This is a genomic window from Methylovulum psychrotolerans, from assembly GCF_002923755.1.
Lineage (GTDB): Bacteria > Pseudomonadota > Gammaproteobacteria > Methylococcales > Methylomonadaceae > Methylovulum > Methylovulum psychrotolerans.
In genome coordinates, this window is sequence record NZ_PGFZ01000006.1 from 142,577 (window position 1) to 162,180 (window position 19,604).

The following is a 19,604-nucleotide window of genomic DNA, read 5'->3' on the forward strand; positions in this document are numbered from 1 at the left end:
TGTTAAAAACTTGATAATCGAGTTTAAACAACCAGTCCGGTTTGTCGGCGGCGATAAGGCCGATGTAAGCAATTCGGTAGCGGGGGGCTGAATGAGTAGGTGACTATTTTTGGCGTTCGCATGGCCATTGGGCTGGCGGGTCGGGATACTCCCCATCGACCCGCCACTGAAAGCCCATAGAACCTAGTTGCTTATCTGGATGCTGTGTTTGCCGGCCAGCTTCTTGTTTAGCGTGACCCACAGTTCTGATTGGGCGGGACGTACACTGACAAAATAATCGGTGTCGGCCACTAAGGCCACGCCATCTAAGGTTATTTGCACGGGTGGCGTGGCCAGGGTGTAGTTGTGGGCAACGATGATCGGCATGTCTAAGGTGGTGGGTGCGGTGTTGGACACACCGAAGTACAAGAGGACATTGTTATTGGCGGCATCAAGCTCCCAAGTGCCATAGATTGGGCTATACCCCACCGGGCTATAGGTTTGGTTATCGCTACGCCCCACACCCGCCACGCCTTTCGTACGCACGGTTCCTATGCTGGTGGTCAAGCTGGTCAGGCTGATGGTCTTGGCTTGCTGGGCGATGGCTTGGGTCGGCTTAGCCGAATGCGGGTCTAGCACGATATAAGTGCTGTAGCTCACTTTAGGCCAGCCGTGGACGCCATAACCGTTAGTGCTGATAAACGACCCATTGCCCAAAGACCCCCAGTCTGCACCCCAGGCCAAACGCTTGTTGCTGGTGGTCTGTGCCGCATTGGCAACCGAGTATTGCACCAGTTGGTAAGCCCAATCGCTAGTACAAGGCATTTTGTGGTTATACCCAGGCCCCGCCCCTTGGTCATTAATGCACAGTTGCCCCATATTCGCGCTGGTTTTGCCACGCCAGACTTGGGCTTGGTAATTGTTGTAGCCCCCCGCGTTTTGGTTGGCGATGAGCTGCGTTCCGGCCAGCCCCATTTCGGCATCGGTGCTTGATGTCCATAAATAATCATAGGGCCCCCCCTGATTGAGTTGGGAATAATCCCAGGCGTTATTCATCGTAAATGGTTTTCCCGCACTGGCGAACACATATTTGTCGCCCCAGCCGACACCGCCGACCATATCCGCGCCGGTGCCCCCCTCCACATTCATGTCGCCATAAGGGGCGCGGAAATCGGAGTCCACCGCATGGTTGGGTATCTGTGATAAGTCGAACGTCACCGACCAGACCGGATAATTGCGGCCTGTAGCCAGCATCCAATGGATACGCACGGGCATGTTATAAACCGTGACATACTGGCGGTTAGGGTCTGCCGGACCGTAGATCCACGTCCACGGCTCGATGGATAGGTTGGTGAGCGCCGCTTGGGTCAGGCCATAGCGGACATAATTGAGCGTGTATTCGTGGATGGCGTGATGGTTGCCGACAAATAGCTTATTGCTGGTGGCGCCGCTGCCGGAACCCAGCGGCGAATCGTCCTTGCCATAAGCGGCGGCGAAAGACGGGTTGCTCAAGTGCGCAACGACATAGCCGAAGCCTGCCGCGCCGTTAGAACTGGGGTTCACCGTCCGTATTGTGCCGTTCGGCAGCGTATAAGTGAACTGCTTGGCATTGCCGCCCTTGCTGGCATCGTTGCGGGCCAACGCCACGTTGCGCGGTTTGCAGGTGCTGTCAGACCAAGTGTACTGGTCGTTCAAAAATCCGTTGATGGGCTTGCCCGCGTCAGCGACGCCAGAATCCACGGCCAACGCTTGGCAACCGCCCGCTAGGGCGGCGGAAACCAAGACCACATTGTCAACATTGAAGACGACACCGCCTTGGCCTAGCCCGTCTTGCAGATTGAGACGGTTCACCAAGGCCAAACCGCCGAGGCTGCTGACCGGAATGGTGACGCTGGACCAGGTGTTGGCGGCCAGCGGCGGTGTAGCGAAGGCAGAAAGCTTGGCGGCATTGCTCAAGCCGGTATCGTTTTGCAACGTAACGGAAAGTGCCGCCACCTTTGCGACATTCCCACCCGGATTGATGTCAAATTTGAGTGCGGACAAGGAACTCAGGTTTACACCGCCCGTATCCCAATGCAGCGCGAAACCGTTCCAAGCCTTGGCGATGTTGACATGCGCTGAAGCGGTACCTGATTTCTTCAAGAGGGTGTCGTTGGTGACGAGGGTGGTGGTATCCCAGCTCCAATCGCTCCAACCACTGACAATGCTGTCGTTGTAAGCATAAATGTCGGCTTGGGCTACCGATAAGTTCATAACCAACAGCCAAGGGCTGCCGACAAGGATTTTTATAAAGGATTTCATCGTTATTTTATCCTGGGTATTGGGTTGCACGACACACTCTTGCTCAACCAATTTTACCACAGGATCTGTTTTTTAAGTATTGAATAAATCAAGTTAAAGCGTTGTTGAGTCGTCAATAGGTGTGAAAAAGTTTTTTAACCTAATTTTTCAGGACTAATGTCCTTTATTTTGACTACGAAATCAATAAAACGCCGTTCCGGCAAGAATTCGCTATCGCGCTCCTGTGAGTGCCGGAATGACGGTTTTTGCTTGCCAATGTTAAAAATATACGCACACCTACTTACCGCAACTATTTTAAACTAGAGAGATAACAGACAGACGTTATGCATTGACGACAGGCCGAATTATCGTACTTCACCTTCCCGTTTGGTTTCCATTTCCAGATTTTGGTATTCGTGTTGTTCTAATTTGCCATTTTTGCCCGCATCGACCTTATCGAAGACTTGCAGCAGATAAGGATAGTTTTTCAGTTCGGCCTTAGTGACGTAATGGTCACCGTCACTGTCAGCCTGGGCAAATGTAGGCAATGCGCCATGGCCATCCGTCGGTTTGGTAACCGGCTCAACAGGTGGCGTTTTTTCCGCTAATGTGATGGGCTTATCAGCGGCGGCCGGGCTGGCAAGGGCAACTGGGCTGGCAGGGGCGGCCGGGCTGGCAGGGGCAGCCGGGCTGGCAGAAGCAGCCGGGCTGGCAGAAGCAGCCGGGCTGGCAGGGGCGGCCGGGCTGGCAGAAGCAGCCGGGCTGGCAGGGGCGGCCGGGCTGGCAGAAGCAGCCGGGCTGGCAGGGGCGGCCGGGCTAGCAGGGGCAACTGGACTGGCAAGGGCGACCGGGCTGGCAGGGGTAACTGGGCTAGCAAGAACAGCTGGGCTGGCAGGGACGGTCTTATGGTCGGCGGCTATGGGTTTGATATAGCGATAATTCGGATGGGAAGCTTCAGTTTCAGCCTTTACGGACAGGCTGGCAAAACCCAAGCTGGCAGCTATAACCAGCAAACAAAGGGGAAGGCTTTTTTGATTTTTCATAACGGTTTCCTTTTTTAGGGCATGAAATAGGCTAATTGTTGAAAACGCCGTTTTAAAAGCGGCGGCTTTTATCTATCGTGTCACTTTAATCAACGATGTAATTAGGCGACACGGTCGACCACTCTTGCATGGCCTGATCGCCGGGACGGTCTACTTTCACTTTGCCACCCTCAGTCGAGACGACCCAACTGAGCGGAATATAATGGTGCTGACCATTTTCATCTGGCTTCAGCATGATATTGCCTTGCTCCTCCACTTGCTCGACAACGGCAAATTGACCGTCTTGGGAGCAAACAACAGGCGTGTCGGGTTTAATCTCGTCAATATTTATCATCATGTTTCCTTGGACATAGTCCGGGCAGTTTGGGTGGCTTATTTTTAGCGGCTACAGACAATTGCAACGCACGTCATTCGCTATCCCACAACACTTCGTTCTGTATTCTTATTGGGTGAATGGCACTAAAATGGCGCTTGTCGGCAGTACCAATATACACAACGGGTTAAATGCTATCTGTGCGGCGGCATACATAAAAACGGTTACTCTTAAAAATGGTTACTCTTAGATACTATAGGGGTTTCGGCGGCTGTTGCCGCCAATGTGCGGCAGCCGTTAATCGGTCTGGCGGTCAGGTAGGTGGCGGCAAGTAAAAAATCCGCCGCCCCTACCGCATCGCCCGCCCTTAATTTCTGAGGAAAGCCAGCAAATCGGCATTCAGTTCGTCTTTGTGGGTGTCGGGGAGCCCATGAGGAGCATCGGGATAGATTTTTAACACCGCATTTTTAATCAACTGATATGACGCATGTGCCGATGCGTCAATCGGGACCATTTGGTCTTGGTCGCCGTGGATAATCAGCGTTTCCACAGCGAACTTTTTCAGGTCTTCCCTAAAGTCCGTTTCCGAAAACGCTTTGATACAATCCAGCTCATTTTTCAGGCCACCTTGCATTGCTTGGAACCAAAAGGCGTTCCGTAGGCCTTTGCTGATTTTCGCCTCCGGCCTGTCGGCCCCGTAAAACTGTTTTGCCAGTTGCCTGAAAAACTGTGCCCGGTCGGCACTGACCCCAGCGCGGATAGCATCGAACACTTTCATGGGTATACCGTCAGGATGGTCGGACGTTTTCAGTAACCCTGGCGTGACCGCACCGATCAGAACGACCTTAGTGACCCGCCCGCTACCGTGGCGGCCAATGTAGCGGGCCACTTCGCCCCCGCCAGTGGAATGGCCGATTAAGGTGATGGCGTTCAAGTCCAGTTTGGCAATGAGTTCCGCCAAATCGTCCGCGTAAGTGTCCATATCGTTACCTTGCCAAGGCTGGCTGGAGCGGCCATGGCCGCGCCGGTCATGGGCGATGCAACGGTAACCGTTGGCGGCCAAATAAACCATTTGGTTTTCCCAAGCGTCGGAGCTAAGGGGCCAGCCATGGCTAAACACCACAGGCTGCCCTGAGCCCCAATCCTTATAATAAAGTTCTGTACCGTCGGTCGTGGTGAATAGGCTCATAGTCGTTGTCCTTAGGTTTATGGGTTAGTTTGATGGTTTGTGTCCGGTCGGTGGTGTCACCCGCCAGACGGTGTTGCCGACATCATCGGCGACCAGTAATGCCGCTGTTTTATCCAAGACGATGCCCACCGGTCTGCCAAACGCTTCGCCATCTTCGTTGACAAACCCCGTCAACACGTCTATAGGCACCCCAAACGGCTGGCCGTTTTTAAACGGCACAAAGATAACCCGATAGCCGCTACGCGGCGTACGGTTCCACGAGCCGTGCTGACCGATAAAAACGCCATTGTTAAAGGGGGCAGGCCATAAGGCGTTCTTGGCAAACACCAAGCCCAATGAAGCGGTATGTGAGCCCAGCGCGTAATCCGGCACACTGGCCTTGGCGACCAAATCCGGGCGTTGGGGTTGCACACGTTCATCCCAATGGCGGCCAAAGTAGCTGTAAGGCCAGCCAAAAAAACTCCCGTCCGTGACGGAAGTCAGATAATCCGGCACCAAATCGCTACCGATTTCATCGCGTTCGTTGACCACTGTCCACAGCGTCCCGTTATCCAGTTCCCAAGCCAAGCCGTTCGGGTTGCGCAAACCGGAGGAGTAGATATGGTAGTTACCGTTTTTTAACTCCACCTCCCAAATCGCGGCACGTCCCAGTTCGTTGTCTATGCCGTTTTCCCCCGCATTGCTGTTGGAGCCGATAGTGACATAAAGTCTGGAACCATCCCGGCTGGCCAGCAGGTTTTTCGTCCAATGGTGATTAATGGGGCCGGCAGGCAAGTCCAGAATTTTAATGCCCGGTTGGGTTATTTGCTGCATACCGTCTTGATAAGAAAACTTCATCAGCGCATTAGTATTGGCAACATAGAAATCGTGGCCGATTAACGCCATGCCGAAAGGCGAATTCAGCCCGTTGAGAAACACCGTCCGCGTTTCGGCGATACCGTCACCATTGGTGTCGCGTAATAAGCTGATACGGTTGGCACTGGGCACACCAGCACCCGCCTTAGCCATGAACTGTGCCGTTACCCAACCTTTGATGCTGTTGCCATCTTCGGGGCGTTGCGGGGCATTGGTCTCGGCGACCAAAACATCGCCGTTAGGCAAGACATAAAGCCAGCGGGGATGGTCCAGCCCTTGGGCGAAGGCATTTACTGTCATGCCGGAGGCGGCCATAGGTTGACCGGATGCCGGCCAACCTATGGCGGGGGCAACGTTTATCGTAGGAATGAGGGTCGGATGGGGCGGGGGTAATTGGGGATGGCGGCCAATACCTGCCGAAAGCGGTAATTGTGCCACGTCGCCACACGCCGCTAACGCCATCACCATAACCGCGAATGCGGTTTGTTGCAGAGACATGGCCATCACCCGGAAACGCTTAATGCTTCATAGCCGCCATTTGCCGGCAACTTTCGGCGCAGGCCTTGCACGCGTCAACACAGTCGGCCATCCCGCCAATTTTTTCGCAATCCAACGCGCAGGCGGCGCAAATTTCGGAGCAAACGCCGCATACTTGGCTATGAAATTGTGAGCTGCTGAGCTGGAAATTGGCTGAAGTCTGGCAGATTTCGGCGCAATTCATCAGCAAGCGGAAATGTTCCGCCGCCACATGCGGGCCTCCCGCCTCAAGACAATGGTTCATGGCGGTTTGCAGGCAAGTCTTATGGCAATGGCAACAGGCTGTTATACAGGCTTGCATGGCTTCTACGGAATGGGCAACTGGATTCATCTGATTTCCTTAGTGGGGTATGGCGACAAGTGCGGCCAAAATAGCGGGCTATCCTGACCAAAATAACGCTTATGTGGACGGGCTAAGGCCGCGTTATGACCTTGCGGATACTCTAGCGGCAAAAACTTATCCGGTCGGTACGTTAGCGCACAATAAGCGTAAGGATAAAGCAGGCTTATGTGTCATAGCGTACCGATAACACAGCGTTTTGCTGTTACTGTCTAGTGCCATTCCCTGACGGCCACCCTGCCGCCGCCTAACACCCTTTGGAGCAATATGATGACCCAAGATACAACCGCCATTCCATCTGCACCAGAAGCAGCCCTCCTGACGATAGGCAACGGCGGCGAGTGGCACCAGTCTGCCGCCGGACACCCCGCCTTGACCACTAATCAGGGTGTGGTGATTGCCGATAACCAAAACTCCCTAAGAAGCCATCCGCAAGGCCCTACCTTGCTGGAAGATTTCATCCTGCGCGAAAAAATCACCCATTTTGACCACGAACGCATTCCCGAACGCATAGTCCATGCGCGGGGTACGGGCGCACACGGCTTTTTTGAGCTGACCCACTCCCTGGAAAACTATACGACCGCCAAAGTGCTGACCGAAGTCGGCGTACAAACCCCCTTGTTCGCACGCATATCGACCGTGGCGGGCGGTTCGGGCTCTGCCGATACCCCGCGTGATGTCCGGGGCTTCGCGCTGAAGTTTTATACCAAAGAAGGCAATTGGGATCTGGTCGGCAACAATATCCCGGTGTTTTTCATCCAAGATGCCATTAAATTCCCCGACCTTATCCATGCCGTGAAAATGGAGCCTGACCGGGGCTTCCCGCAGGCCGCGTCGGCACATGACACCTTCTGGGATTTTATTTCCCTAACGCCAGAAACCATGCACATGGTGATGTGGATTATGTCCGACCGCACGTTGCCGCGCTCGCTACGCATGATAGAAGGCTTTGGCATCCACAGCTTCCGCTTGCTGAATGCCGCCGGCACAGCGACTTTCGTGAAATTCCATTGGCGGCCTAAATTGGGTCTGCAATCGACGCTTTGGGATGAGGCGGTTAAAATTGCCGGGGCGGATGCCGATTTTCATCGCCGTGATATGTTCGAAGCCATCAGCGCGGGCGATTTTCCCGAATGGGAGTTTTCTGTGCAATTGTTCACCGCCGCCCAAGCCGAGGCTTTCCCGTTTGACCATCTGGACGCGACCAAATTAATCCCCGAAGAACTGGTGCCCTTGCAAGTGATCGGGCGGTTTGTTTTAAACCGCTGGCCCGACAACTTCTTTGCCGAGACCGAACAGGTGGCGTTCTGCCCGTCCCATGTCGTGCCGGGCATTGATTTTTCTAACGACCCCTTATTACAAGGCCGTTTGTTTTCGTATCTGGATACGCAGCTGTCCCGTTTGGGTTCGGCCAACTTTCATCAAATACCGATCAATGCCCCACAATGCCCGTTCGCCAACCAGCAACGCGACGGCCATGCGCAAATGGCCCAACCGACCGGGCGGGTATCTTACGAACCCAATAGCTTGGCGGCAGATTCGCCGCGCGAACAAACATACAAGGGCTTTCGCAGCGTGGCGGCGGATGAAGCCGGCAGCAAAGGCCGGATTCGGGCAGAAAGCTTTGCCGACCATTACAGCCAAGCGCGGCAATTTTATCTCAGCCAAAGCGCCTACGAACAAGCGCATCTGGCCTCCGCGCTGGTGTTTGAACTGTCAAAACTCGACCATCCGCACATCCGTTCGGCCATTGTCGGCCATTTGCGCCATATCAACGAAAACCTCGCCATCCGCGTCGCTTCCGGCTTAGGCATGGAAGCCTTGCCTAACGCACCCGTGACGGCTATGCCTGTGCAAACCTTAGCGGCATCACCCGCCTTGCAGCTTATCGGCAAAATGCAGGACACGCTGAAAGGCCGGACTGTCGGCATTTTGCTGGCCGACGGCTCGGACGCGGCAGGCATTAAGGCGGTCAAAGAAGGCGTGGCGGCGGCGGGTGCAAAGGTAAAGATAATCGCCCTGACCATTGGCGCGGTGAAACTTTCTGACGGCGTGATGTTAGCGGTGGACGGCCAATTGGCGGGGACGCCGTCTGTCCTGTTCGACGCTATCGCCATTATCCTCTCCCCAGCCCATGCCGTGCGTTTAGGTAAAGAAGCCGCCGCCATTGATTTCGTCCGCGATGCTTTCGGCCATCTGAAAGCCATCGTCTTTGATAAGGGCGGGGCAGATTTATTAAAAACAGCGGGGATTACCGCCGATGCCGGGGTGATTGCCATTGAAGCCTTGGCGCTGTTCATTGCCGCCGCTAAAACCCGCCAATGGGACCGTGAGGTAAATGTCAGGACTTTAGCTTAGAATAGGGTTCTTTTGGCAACACGTTTATTGGCATGAAAGCAGCATTATTATGGGTAAGCAGGGGCTTTTGCAAACAGGCGGCCAACAGATGCTGAATTGGCACGACTATTTGCAACTGTTGGCCGGGCTGGTTTCCGTGGTTAATCCCATCGGCGTTATCCCGATGTTTATTGCCCTGACCAATGACCGCCCGCCAGCAGAAAGACGGCACACCGCTATCACCTGTGCTTTTTCGGTGGCGACGGTATTGGCCATTACGTTAGTGGCAGGTGAGCCGATATTGCATTTTTTGGGTATTGGCCTGCCGTCGTTTCGGGTGGCGGGCGGCTTATTGATAATGATGATGGGGTTTTCAATGCTTCATGCCAATAATGACCGCGCCCGCCATACCCCGGAAGAACAGGCCGAATCGTTCGAAAAAGATTCTATTGCAGTAGTCCCTTTGGCGATTCCCTTATTGAGCGGCCCAGGTGCCATCAGCACGATGATTGTCTATGGGCATAGCGGACATTCTTTAGGGCATTTTTTGTTGGTCGGCAGTGTGATTTTATCCGTAGCGGTTTTTGTGCTGCTGACCTTATTGGCCGCCCCGAAAATTGCCGATGTTATGGGCAGTACGGGCATGAACGTGGTGACGCGGGTGATGGGCTTATTTTTAACGTCCATCGCAGTGGAATTTATCGCTACAGGTCTGGGCGAGCTATTTCCGGTTTTGCTAAAAACGGCGACTTGAAAGCTATGTTTTTCTGGTGACGGTAAAGGGGCATTTACGTTAACGTAGTGCCGAAACCCGGAACCCCGGCGAGTTTCATAAGCGATCAGTGCAGAAAAACGGTATTTACCGCCAAGCCACAAACCCATAAATGATAATATGCCCACCTTACACCTAGCAAAAGCTCGGTTAACCTTACGATGGAAGCGTCGCGCAAGTGAAAAAAACTCAACCGCCAACCGTTGTGCCGCCAGAAAAAACGCCCCAAATAGCGGAACAGGCCGCCGCTGCCTTCCCTATTGTCGGCATCGGCGCATCGGCTGGGGGCTTGGAGGCGCTGGAAGAATTTTTCCGCAGCGTCTCCGCCGATAGCGGCATGGCGTTTGTGCTGGTGCAGCATCTGGACCCCAGCCACCCCAGCCTGCTGACCGAAATACTGCAACGCACCACCACGATGCCAGTGCTGGAAGCCGAGGATCAAATGACGGTTGCCGCCAATACGGTTTACGTTATCCCGCCAAACCGTGACATGGCGATTTTCCACGGTAAGCTGCAATTGAGCCTACCGGATGAACCGCGTGGGCATCGCTTGCCGATTGATGCGTTTTTACGCTCACTGGCCGAAGACCAGCAAGAACAGGCGGTCGGCATCATTTTATCCGGCACTGGTAGCGACGGCACACAAGGTTTGCGGACTATTTTAGGTGTGGGCGGCATGACCTTGGTACAGAAACCGGAGACGGCAAAATATGACGGGATGCCTGCCAGCGCCATCCAAGCGGGTTACGCCAGCCACGTTTTGGCGGTCGGCAAAATGCCGGAAGCCCTGTTAAACAATACCCGCAGCCTGTCCGCTGATATAACAACCCCCTCCCCGCTGCGGCCAACGGGCTGGATCAATAAGATTCTCCTGCAATTGCGCACCAGCATCGGCCACGATTTTTCCTTATACAAAAAAAGTACCATTGGCCGCCGCATCGAACGCCGTATGGCGCAACACACTATTGAAGACGCGGACGTGTATGTGCGTTACCTCAAAAATAATCCTGAGGAAGTGCAAGCCCTCTTCAAAGAACTGCTGATTAATGTCACCAATTTCTTCCGTGACCCTGAGGCGTTTACGGTACTGGAACAGGATATTTTACCGAAACTGTGTTTGGATAAACCGGACAATTATGTGTTCCGCGTTTGGGTGGCCGGCTGCGCCACGGGTGAAGAGACCTACTCCATCGCCATCTTATTGCGCGAACTGATGGACAAGTCGCAGCAAGACTTTAAGGTGCAAATTTACAGTACCGATCTGGCCGAAGCGGCCATTGCCTTGGCCCGTGCGGGTATTTATCCGCCCACTATCGCCCAAGATGTCAGCCCGGAACGGCTCCGGCGTTTTTTTATTAAGGAAGACAAAGGCTATCGGGTCAAAAAAGAACTCCGCGACATGGTGGTGTTCGCCCTACAGAATGTGCTGAAAGACCCGCCGTTCACCAAACTGGATTTGCTCAGTTGCCGCAATCTGATGATTTATCTGGAAGCGGAACTGCAAAACCGGCTGATTCCGGCCTTTCACTACGCGCTCAAGCCGGGCGGGGTGCTGTTTTTGTCGCCCTCAGAAAGCATCGGCAACTATACCGATTTATTTTCCGCACTGAACCGCAAATGGAAATTTTATCGTGCCATCCATTCCCCCACCACTGCCCGTACGGTCATGACCCAAGTGGTGTCCTGGGCCGCAAAAACGGACGACAAGCCCGCCGAGGAAGTTATGCAAAAGCCTAAGGAAACCAATTTTGCCGAATTGGCCCGCCGGGTGCTGGTACAATATTACGCGCCGGCCTCAATCATCACCGACGGCAACGGCGACCTGCTGTATGTGCATGGCGACACCGGCAAATACCTACGCCCGGCCCCCGGACAGGCCAGCCTCAATATCATTGAAATGGCCCGCGAAGGTTTGGAGTTGGAACTGCGTACCGCCCTGCGCGGGGCGGCCAGTGATGGCGTAGCGACCCTGAATAAGGCCTTACAAGTGAAGACCAATGGCGGTTTCAGTGCCGTTAACCTCAGCGTCAGGCCATTATCGGGCGCGGAAGCCACGCCAAACTTGCTGCTGGTCAGTTTTCAAGATATTGCCAGCCCGGCAAAACCTGCCCGCAAACGCCGTGCCAAACCTGCCGAACTGGGGCGCATCGAAGAACTGGAACGCGATCTGGCCTACCTGAAAGAAAACTATCAGGCCAGTCTGGAAGAGCAACAAGCCTCTAATGAAGAGCTTAAATCGACTAACGAAGAAATGCAATCCACCAATGAGGAATTGCAATCGACTAATGAAGAACTAGAAACCTCAAAAGAAGAATTGCAATCGGTCAACGAAGAACTCATCACCGTCAATTCTGAACTGCAAACCAAAATTGAGCAACTGGCGGGTATGCAAAATGACATGAAGAACTTGTTTGACAATACCCATATCGGCACAGTGTTTTTGGATGCAAAAATGCTGATCCGGCGCTTCACGCGCGAAGCCACCCAGCTTTATAGGTTGGTGGCTTCGGATGTAGGCCGTCCGTTGGCCGACATCAAGTCCAATTTCGACGGCGAAGACTTGCTGGCGAACGCGCAACAGGTGCTGGATTGCCTGACACCTTTTGAGCAAGAAGTACACACCCATAATGGCGCTTGGTTCCTCGTCCGTATCCAGCCTTACCGGACACTGGACAATATCATTGAAGGCGTGGTGCTGACCTTCACCGACATCAGTAAGCGCGTAGCCGCAGAAACGGCGGTACAACTGGCTCGTGAGCTGGCGGAAAATGTTGTGGATACGTTGGACAAACCGCTGTTGGTACTGGATAGCCATTTACAAGTCGTGACGGCCAACCGCGCTTTTTACCGCTATTTTCATGTGACGCTGGCCGACACCGTGGGGCGCAAAATTTACGATCTGGGCAACCGACAATGGAACATCCCCGCCCTGCGCGAGTTGTTAGAAATTATCTTACCGCGCGACCAAGCCGTTGAGGGCTATTTGGTAGAACATGATTTTCCGGCGATAGGCCGGCATAAAATCCGCTTGGATGCCCGCCGCATTGTCGGCAAAACCAGCGAGCCGTCGTTGATTTTATTGACGGCAGAAGAAATCGATACCGTACCCGTTCCTGAATCCTTGGAGAATAAGGCATGACCAAAAAATATCCGGGGCATGAAGCCCGCCAGACGCTGCGGACAGAAGCCGAAAGGCTGGTGGTCAGCTTATCGCCGGAAGCACTGATCGCCCAACCTAACGAAATCCTGCTGCATGAACTGTTAGTCCATAAAATCGAACTGGAAATGCAAAATGAAGAGTTACGCAGGGCCCATACCGCCCTTGAAGAAGCCCGCGACCATTTTGTCGACCTTTATGAGTTTGCCCCGGTCGGCTATATCACTATTACCCGCGACGGCCTGATGAGTGAAATCAATCTGACCGGAGCTGATTTGTTAAAAGTTGACCGCACAAAATTGCTGATGCGGCGGTTTTCGCAGTTTGTCGCCGCCCCTGACAAAGACCGCTGGTACCGCCTGTTTTTGAGCCTGATGACCACCGCCCCCGCAGACAAACAGGCATTTGACCTGCAAATGCTCCATCCCGATGGTACGGTGTTCTATGCCCATCTCGATTGCCTGCGCCACAACCCCGCCAATGCCGAGCCAACCTTACGCGTCAACCTAACCGACATCAGTAAAAGCAAGCAAATCGAGCAAGAGTTGCGAATTGCCGCAACGGCTTTTGAATCGCAAGAAGGCATTTGGGTCACTGATACGGACTGGGTGATTTTAAAAGTGAACCTAGCCTTCACCCACATTACCGGTTTTAGCGCTGCCGAAGCCTTGGGCCAAACCCCTAACCTATTGCGGTCAGAGCGGCACGATCAGGGCTTTTATGCCGCCTTGTGGCATACCGTCAACACCACGGGGGCTTGGCAAGGCGAAATATGGAACCGGCGCAAAAACGGTGAGGATTATCCGGCCTGGACCAGCATCACGGCGGTATACGGCGACGATGGCGCAGTCATCTATTATGTCGGTATGCAAAGTGACATAAGCCAACAAAAAACCGCCGCCGCCCCTATTGAACAGGGGCTTTCCTGACAGCCAAAGGCAAACCAAAAAGTGTAACAACTTGTTACACTTTTTGCTGGGACAGCCAAGTAGCCGGGTAGATACGCTGTACCCTATCGGGCTTCAAATCTTTAACCCAACAAACGCTGATTCCAAAATCCGCTTTAGTTGATCAGGCGAAATTTCCATTTTCCGAACAAATTCGAATACCGGTTCAGTTAAGTAGAAAAAATCATTCTCCTCTGTATCCAGCAACGCACAAAACAGCAACCTGTTTAACATTCCTTTCCGCGTTGTACTAGTATTGTTTCCGATGTCTCGATCCACCTCTTTGCGACTTAAATTCATAAGTTCATCAAAACCGTCATCCGCAAATTCTTCTCCGCGCAATTGCTTTTGCCGTTCCAATACGACATTCAACTCCACCTGAGATAACTCGTTTTTAAATAAAAGGAGCAACTCAATATAGACAAAAAGAAATGGTGCTATATCACTCAACTGCCAATATTTTTCCAAGTACGAGCCAAAATGTTTTTCTATAATTTTGAGGTTCATTACTAATAACCGCCTTAACTCTACGCAATCCGGCCAAGATCGGGTGGCGGACGCAATTCCGTCACCTCCACCCGATCCGGGCTTATTCGCGTTCTTTTTCTCGCATAAGATCAAGTGCCGCCTTAAACTTACGCCGTTTCACCGCAGTCGAAGTACGCTTTTGATATTCAGAAACAGGAACGACCTCTATCAGTACGTTTTTCACATCAACATTAGTTTCTCGTGGTATTTCAACCACAGCAACGCGTTGACTATCAATTAAGACCCAATAAATATCCTCTCCCTGCTCAGGAAGCCAATTAATAAGTAAGGCAAAAGATAACCAAGGAAAATAAAACCTAAGGGTCTCTAAAAGTATTGGGTTTATATCGCCTGAAAATAGATATGCCATTGATTCCAGCAGTTCTTTTCTCAGCAATTGAGTTTGCGGTCCGAATTGCCTATCGCTCATTTTAGCATTCCTGGAAAAGCGGACTCTAACTCACCAAACTTGTTGGTTAATATTGTCATAGTTGATGTCTCCTGACCGCCGCTAAATTTATCGAAGCCAATAGCTCGTCCAGCATCAAACTCCCGAACGTAAAGCAGACCACCTTTAGTATCGATTGTTCGACTAACTGGCGTATTCACCACATCCTTACTTTGTAACAAGCCACGAACTTCACCTTCTGTTATTGAAAATTGGCTTGCATTAGTTTTACTGGACAAGTGACGGGCTACCACATGTTCCATCCCTTCATTTTTTAAGTTAATACGAGACTGAACTCGACCAGGAACAGCCACCGCACTAATAACCGGCTTAACTCCACGCAATCCAGGCATAGCTAATGACGCTGCGGTAGCGGCTGTTTTGGCAATCCCAATTGGGCTTAAAGGGCCATTCGTTGGAGTTCCTGTTGGCGGTGGACGTTGACCGTCTGTGCAATTTTCGGATTGTCCAAAACTTGCACAGACAAAAGTCCCCGTCGGGTCCGTATAATGCACCGGATTGCCGTCGGCATAAGTATACACGTTAACCCCGCCTTCCAGCTTGATAAGATCAGGCTGCAAGTACCGTCCGGTGCGGGGCTGGAAGTAGCGGGTGTGGTTGTAGTGCAGGCCGGATTCGGCATCAAAATATTGGCCCGGATAGCGCAGATTGAACGTGACCGGGCCGGTGGGTTTGGCGTTGCCGTAAGGGGCGACGGGCCATTCCCAAACCGTGGCGTTGTCACTTGCGCGGCGCAGGAAGCGTGGGGTGTTGGTGAAGTCGGTTTCGATGTAGTAACGGGCGGTAATGGTGCCGGCGGCATCCTGGTCAAGCACCGCCAGCGGGATGTCACCGAGCCAAACGTAGTTGCGCTGGCTACCGTCGGCGGCTTGTTCGTAAATGAGATGGTCGTTGGCATCGTAAAAATAACGCGTCTCGTTGCCGCTTTGTATTTTCAATACCCTACGGCGCCACCCGTCATAGACATAACGGGTTTTGTTGCCGTCAATCCCGAACAGGTTCAGGCTGCGGCTATGATCGTAACGGAAATTGAAACGGCCATGGGTTTTGACATAACCGGACAAATCATGGGTATAAGGGTCATTCCAGCCATCCAACCCGCCGTTTGGTGACGGGGAGATGGCCTCTTGAATCAGCCGGTTGCGCAGGTACGGGCTGGTGACATACGTTAAGGTGTCTTTGGCTTGCAGGGCGTTATTGTTATCGTATTTGCGCCATTCGGTCAGGTTGCCGTTGTTGTCGTGTTCAAGTTCGGTACGCGCAGGGTTAGCCGTATCGATCAGCCCTTGCAGTTTCAGATGATCCAAATCGTCATAACCGAAAGTGATGTTCCCGTAACCGTTCACCCGGTTGCGTGCGTCATAGCGGACGGGGGCATAAAAGGCGTTTGACACACCATCCGCTTTGATAACGCGTACCCGGGACAACCGGCCACCCGCGTCGCGGTCCCGCCAATACTGGTAATTGTTGCCGAAGGTTAGGCTGCGCAAGCGGTTTATTAATGGTTGCCAGGTGATGTCTTTGGCCACTTCGTAGGTAATGCCTCCTTTGATGGCGTTCACTTGATGCACCCTGCCATCGGAATTGTTATAAAGATAGTCTATGACCAAGCCGCCTGGATAGGTGAGTTTTTTTGGGCGGCCTGTGCCATCTGCCCCCACTGTGACTTCTATGCCTACTGTTTTGTCCGGTCGGCCATCAATGCTTTGGACTATGCTGGTTTTGTCCCCACGCTGGTTCAGCACATAGGCTTCAGAAACTTCCGCGCTGCCCTCTGGTGCGGCATTTAGGCGGGATATGGATGATAAACGTCCCTTGTAGTTGTCGGCAGACCCCGCCTGACCTTCCGGCAACGCCGGCACATCCCACAGTTGGGTGAGGTTGCCGCCATCAGAATAGTCGGCCTGTGTTAGGCGATCCAGGTTGTCAAACGCTTTAGTGGCATCGTAGCCGTCAGGGTCAGTTTTGAAGGCTTCATTGCCCGCCAAATCAAAGTCAGCTTCCCGTTTGCCAAAATCGGAGGATTGCTCGATAGTATGGCGACCTACTTCGTTGTTAGTGATGAAGGTGTTGATGCCCAACGGGTCGGTAACTTGATTGATCCGACCCGCCGGGTCGAATCCCAAGGTCAACAATCGGGTTTTATTGCCTAACGTTCCGTCAGTGAGTCTCGCCGCAAAAAAGGTGCGCCACAATTCGTTGCGGTTGTTGTAGTCATTGATGTCACACATCTCGGAAACGGAATCATTGTCGTCAAGTTCGTCACTACGGCAGGTTTCCCGAAGCAGGTTATTGTCGTTGTAGGTATTGTTGACAGACCATTTGTTAGTGCCGTCTTTGCTGGTTTCCAGGCGGCCCTGGGTATCGAATGAATTGATCCAGGTTTGGGTTTCGGCGCCGTTGCGGGTGGCAATTATTTTGAGAATATGGCCACGGCTGTCGCGTTGGTATTCTAGTTGGTCAATGACATCACCGGCTTCCCCTGCTTTGCGGCTTACTGTTTTGACGGAACCCGCCTTGGTATAGGTGTAAGTGAATACCGTACTATCTGGTTGGGTTAACGTTTTCAGGCGGCCATTCGTGTAATAGGTGTAACTGGTTTTATCACTGGCCACTGAAGAGGACACCAGTTGGCGCAAATTGTTGTAAACATTGTCGGTAACCCGTCCGTTGCTGTCTTTCAGTTGAGTGATTTGGCCGTGGGCATTTGTCGCCAACACTTCCGTGACATGCCCTTTGGCATCGGTGATTTTCCACAAGTCGCCGTTGTCGCGGTACTCGGTAATGGTCTGCACACCGGGGCGGGGGCCTTTTTTGATGGTTTTGGTTATTACCCTATTTTCGGACGCTCCTATTTCGTTGGCATGGGCAATGTTATAATAGACATACATGTAATTGGTTTGGTGGCAGGTAAGTGAACCGACCGGACAATTGTCGCTGACCAAATCTTCCGAAGCGGGGCGGACAATTTCTTTTACCAGATGGCCATAATTGTTGTAACGCCATTCTTTGGCGACAGCGCCGCGTATTTCGGAGGTCATCAGGGGAAAGCGGGTATCCCAAGTGCGCGTCGTCACCCTCGCATCTGTGGTGTCTGCGGCTTCAGTTTCGGTCAACGGCAGGCCGCGCGTGTCGTTGACGAAGACGGTTTTGCGGTTAAGGTAATCGGTGCGGGTGAGGAGGTCGCCGGTGGTGCTGTAGGTGTAATTTTGGTAATCGTCATCGCAGCCGGCGCAGCGTGGCGAAACGGATTCGGGACGTAAAATCTGTGAATCTTGCAAAACTGGGCCATTTGCACTTATATATGTCCTTTTAATATCCAGAGATCGGTATGCTGCAGTATCTGTATCTGCAAACAACTCTGCATTTGTAAAGAACTCCTCATGTCCTGGGTCGTAGTAATGAGTGCCAATCATTGGCCGGGCATTGTGACCCGCTTTGGTAACTTTCGTATACCAAAAACCGCTTACTGCATAAATTGGGTCGCAGAACTTTTCATCTTGACCTCCCATGAACTCGATATTTAATTGGTTTATGCCAAGCTCGTCAATATTAGATAGGTAGCTATAGCCCATAAGATGGTTGCCTCCTCCAAGATGACATCCCTTAGAATCAACAGTATAGCTGCGTACTAATTGTGCACCTCCGTCATCAGCAGACGGAAAGGTGACCGTACCCGGGTCGGTGAGACGATCATAAGAATATAAAGCATAAGTGTAGAGATTGCCCGACGGGTCTGTAATAGATTGCAGATAAAATCCTGGCGAAGGGCTATACTGAAATACAAGTTGTCTCCCACTTGGCACATGGGTTACTGTGCTTAGTCGAGTCCATTGGCTGCCAGTTGACGACGTCATCGTGATATAAGCGAGACGGTGTTCAATACCAGATCGGTCAAAGCGTGCGACCAACCGATAGTTGCTGTCATAAGCTTCGCGTATTCCGGTTTTAAATTGGGTATACACCCATGAATAGGCAACCCCATTTATTACACCGTTACGCACGAGGGTGTCACGAACATCTTGGCGCGGAGGCTTCAACGTTTCCCCAAACATCGTGCAGATGCCCATAGTGCATACCGTGATCGTCCGGTTACTGGATGGGCCGCCATAATTAAGATGGCTGACAAGGCAACTGGAATAGCTGTGCGTCCAGTTTTCATATAGCCCTGCATCTTGGGCGCAATTAACTTCGCTAGTCGGCTGTGGCGAAGCATTGTAGCGTATAAACTCCAACGGAAACTGCCCCTCGCCCCTATAATCGGTTTCCTTAAGTAAAATGGAGCCAAACAACGGTTCAGTCTGAAACTCCACCTGCGGCACCCGGTTTTTATCGGATTGCTCCACTCGTAATTCTCCGGGCAAACTTTCATAAGCAAGCCCAGGATTAGCTTCGGCAATGTTGATTACAAGGAAGATACCCAATAATAAAGGTAATCCAATAACTCTACCAAAGGATAAATGACGCTCCAATGTCGGGAAGATACTGTTTAGTGTACTCATCATAATTCATACCATTTTATTGTGAATGTGAATCAGGGATTACCAAAAGGCAATGCCATTTGATTGGGTTATGGTGTCCTGGCCACTACGATTAATGGGCGCGACATACACGCCCGGTTTATCTAATCTCAAGCCGGATTTGACGGCAGCTAAGTGAGGGTGCGCCGCGCATCATTAATAATTCCAACAAGGCCAAGCAGACTGGACAATGAATTCATCAGGGCAAAATAACCAAAAGGTGTCCCGAAATTGAGCATTATTTGTACCAAATACACTAAGTCGCCTGTTTACTTAAGGACTACGCTGTTGCAATCCTTGATTTGCCTGCGACAAAGTGTAGTAATCTAATTTAAAAT

14 protein-coding genes are annotated in these 19,604 nt (G+C 52.3%); 5 read left to right on the forward strand and 9 right to left on the reverse strand.

The genetic code is table 11. From position 1 onward, the window contains the following. Positions 1-183: 183 nt before the first annotated feature. The 6 genes from AADEFJLK_RS13985 to AADEFJLK_RS14015 all read right to left on the reverse strand — a co-directional run bounded on the left by AADEFJLK_RS13985 (position 184) and on the right by AADEFJLK_RS14015 (position 6,527). On the reverse strand, positions 184-2,280 hold the full coding sequence (locus tag AADEFJLK_RS13985; protein ID WP_146054610.1) for a hypothetical protein: 2,097 nt from the start codon (positions 2,278-2,280) through the stop codon (positions 184-186). 344 nt (positions 2,281-2,624) lie between these two features. Further along, positions 2,625-3,302, reverse strand: coding sequence for an EF-hand domain-containing protein (locus tag AADEFJLK_RS25615; RefSeq protein WP_249028051.1), 678 nt, complete (start codon positions 3,300-3,302; stop codon positions 2,625-2,627). 85 nt (positions 3,303-3,387) lie between these two features. Beyond that, positions 3,388-3,636 (reverse strand): DUF2171 domain-containing protein, encoded by a 249-nt coding sequence (locus tag AADEFJLK_RS14000; RefSeq protein ID WP_103974786.1) that lies wholly within the window; start codon positions 3,634-3,636, stop codon positions 3,388-3,390. A 346-nt stretch (positions 3,637-3,982) separates the two neighbouring features. Continuing rightward, positions 3,983-4,804, reverse strand: coding sequence for an alpha/beta fold hydrolase (locus AADEFJLK_RS14005; RefSeq protein WP_088620198.1), 822 nt, complete (start codon positions 4,802-4,804; stop codon positions 3,983-3,985). A 24-nt stretch (positions 4,805-4,828) separates the two neighbouring features. Further along, entirely contained in the window at positions 4,829-6,157 is a 1,329-nt protein-coding gene (locus tag AADEFJLK_RS14010; protein WP_249028052.1) for a PQQ-dependent sugar dehydrogenase, read from the reverse strand. A 19-nt stretch (positions 6,158-6,176) separates the two neighbouring features. Beyond that, positions 6,177-6,527 (reverse strand): four-helix bundle copper-binding protein, encoded by a 351-nt coding sequence (locus tag AADEFJLK_RS14015; protein WP_088620197.1) that lies wholly within the window; start codon positions 6,525-6,527, stop codon positions 6,177-6,179. 19 nt (positions 6,528-6,546) lie between these two features. Here AADEFJLK_RS14015 and AADEFJLK_RS14020 point away from each other — a divergent pair, with 19 nt between their 5' ends. From AADEFJLK_RS14020 to AADEFJLK_RS24585, 5 genes are all read left to right on the forward strand, one after another. After that, complete coding sequence (locus tag AADEFJLK_RS14020) at positions 6,547-6,726, forward strand: hypothetical protein (RefSeq protein WP_103974700.1); 180 nt, start codon at positions 6,547-6,549, stop codon at positions 6,724-6,726. Positions 6,727-6,806: 80 nt separating this feature from the next. Beyond that, the gene (locus AADEFJLK_RS14025) at positions 6,807-8,894 is read left to right on the forward strand and encodes a catalase (protein ID WP_103974788.1); all 2,088 of its coding nucleotides are present in this window, start codon (positions 6,807-6,809) and stop codon (positions 8,892-8,894) included. An 88-nt stretch (positions 8,895-8,982) separates the two neighbouring features. Next, the gene (locus tag AADEFJLK_RS14030) at positions 8,983-9,627 is read left to right on the forward strand and encodes a MarC family protein (protein WP_103974789.1); all 645 of its coding nucleotides are present in this window, start codon (positions 8,983-8,985) and stop codon (positions 9,625-9,627) included. Positions 9,628-9,823: 196 nt separating this feature from the next. Further along, complete coding sequence (locus tag AADEFJLK_RS14035) at positions 9,824-12,784, forward strand: chemotaxis protein CheB (RefSeq protein ID WP_249028053.1); 2,961 nt, start codon at positions 9,824-9,826, stop codon at positions 12,782-12,784. Further along, positions 12,781-13,731, forward strand: coding sequence for a PAS domain-containing protein (locus AADEFJLK_RS24585; RefSeq protein WP_170065121.1), 951 nt, complete (start codon positions 12,781-12,783; stop codon positions 13,729-13,731). The genes AADEFJLK_RS14035 and AADEFJLK_RS24585 overlap by 4 nt, the downstream gene beginning before the upstream one ends. Before the next feature lie 93 nt (positions 13,732-13,824). Here the strand turns inward: AADEFJLK_RS24585 and AADEFJLK_RS14045 are convergent, their stop codons facing one another. The 3 genes from AADEFJLK_RS14045 to AADEFJLK_RS14055 all read right to left on the reverse strand — a co-directional run bounded on the left by AADEFJLK_RS14045 (position 13,825) and on the right by AADEFJLK_RS14055 (position 19,251). After that, a complete protein-coding gene (locus AADEFJLK_RS14045; protein ID WP_103974701.1) occupies positions 13,825-14,256 on the reverse strand; it encodes a hypothetical protein in 432 nt (143 codons plus the stop codon). A gap of 82 nt (positions 14,257-14,338) precedes the next feature. Then, a complete protein-coding gene (locus AADEFJLK_RS14050) occupies positions 14,339-14,707 on the reverse strand; it encodes a hypothetical protein (protein ID WP_103974702.1) in 369 nt (122 codons plus the stop codon). Further along, the gene (locus tag AADEFJLK_RS14055) at positions 14,704-19,251 is read right to left on the reverse strand and encodes an RHS repeat-associated core domain-containing protein (protein ID WP_103974703.1); all 4,548 of its coding nucleotides are present in this window, start codon (positions 19,249-19,251) and stop codon (positions 14,704-14,706) included. The genes AADEFJLK_RS14050 and AADEFJLK_RS14055 overlap by 4 nt, the downstream gene beginning before the upstream one ends. Between the last annotated feature and the right edge of the window lie 353 nt (positions 19,252-19,604).